This window comes from Marinicauda pacifica, assembly GCF_004793635.1.
In the GTDB taxonomy this organism is placed as follows: Bacteria; Pseudomonadota; Alphaproteobacteria; order Caulobacterales; family Maricaulaceae; genus Marinicauda; species Marinicauda pacifica.
Map to the genome: position 1 here is coordinate 1 of NZ_SRXV01000007.1, position 1129 is coordinate 1129.

The 1129-nt window shown below is 68.4% G+C and carries 1 protein-coding gene; it reads left to right on the top strand.

Annotation, left to right across the window (positions count from 1 at the left end):
- Positions 1–178: 178 nt before the first annotated feature.
- On the top strand, positions 179–1111 hold the full coding sequence (locus E5162_RS14200; protein ID WP_135945943.1) for a transposase: 933 nt from the start codon (positions 179–181) through the stop codon (positions 1109–1111).
- The last annotated feature ends 18 nt before the right edge of the window (positions 1112–1129 follow it).

The window sequence follows — 1129 nt, forward strand, 5'->3', positions numbered from 1 at the left end:
CTCTGGGTTCCTGTGTGTTGGAGCTGTGCCAGATTAGGGGCGCGAAGGAGACCGTTGGGTTCCTGACCCCCTTTGGGGAGGTCGCGATCCGGCCCGGTCCCTTCGCGCTGAGCTTAATCAGTCTGAACAGTTGCACGACGCCGGTCGCATCGGACGTCGCATCACAGGGACAGACCCCATGAGTGTACACCAGACCCATATCGGAATCGACGTCTCCAAGACCCATCTAGACATCTTCGATCCGCGCACCGGCCATGCCCGTATCGAGAACACGCCCCAGGCCATCGCCCTCTGGCTCGGCGGGCGGGACCCGGCCGCCGCGTTCGCCGTGTTCGAGGCGACCGGCCGCTATGACGGGCCCTTGCGCGCCGGGCTGGCCTGCGCCGGGTTCGCTTTTGCCCGGCTCAACCCGACTCAGGCACGCCGCTTTGCCCAAGCCACCGGGCGACTGGCCAAGACCGACCGGATCGACGCGCGCATGCTGGCCGATCTGGGGGCGCGTCTGCGCCCGGACCCCAGCACCCCCGGCGAGCCCGAGCGGATGCGTCTGGGCGAGCTGGGCCGGCGCCGCGACCAGCTCGTCGATCAGCGCGCTGCAGAGAAGGTGCGCAAGCAGGAGACGGGCGGGGATGATCTCGTGCTGGCCAGCCTGGAGGCGCATATCGCCTGGCTCGACACCGAGATCGCCCGGCTGGACGCGGCCATCGCCGCGCTCATCGCCGAAAGCCGGGCGCTCAAGACCGAGGCCGATCTGCTGCGCACCGTGCCGGGCATCGGCAAGGTGACCGCCACAGCCCTGCTCTCGCTGATGCCCGAGCTGGGCCGGCGCAGGCCCGGCCAGATCGCCGCGCTGGCAGGCCTGGCCCCGTTCAACGCGGACTCCGGCCAGCTGAAGGGCGTGCGCCGCATCCAGGGCGGGCGAAGACGCGTGCGAAAGGCCCTCTACATGGCCGCCGTCACCGCCGCCCGCTCAAACTCGCGCTTCAAGACCCTCTACCAGCGCCTCACCGCAGCTGGAAAACCGGCCAAGCTCGCCTTCATCGCCGTCGCCAGAAAGCTGCTCATAACCCTCAACGCCATCGTTCGAGATCAAAAACCCTACCACCCGTAAACACAGTTGCCGGGTCTC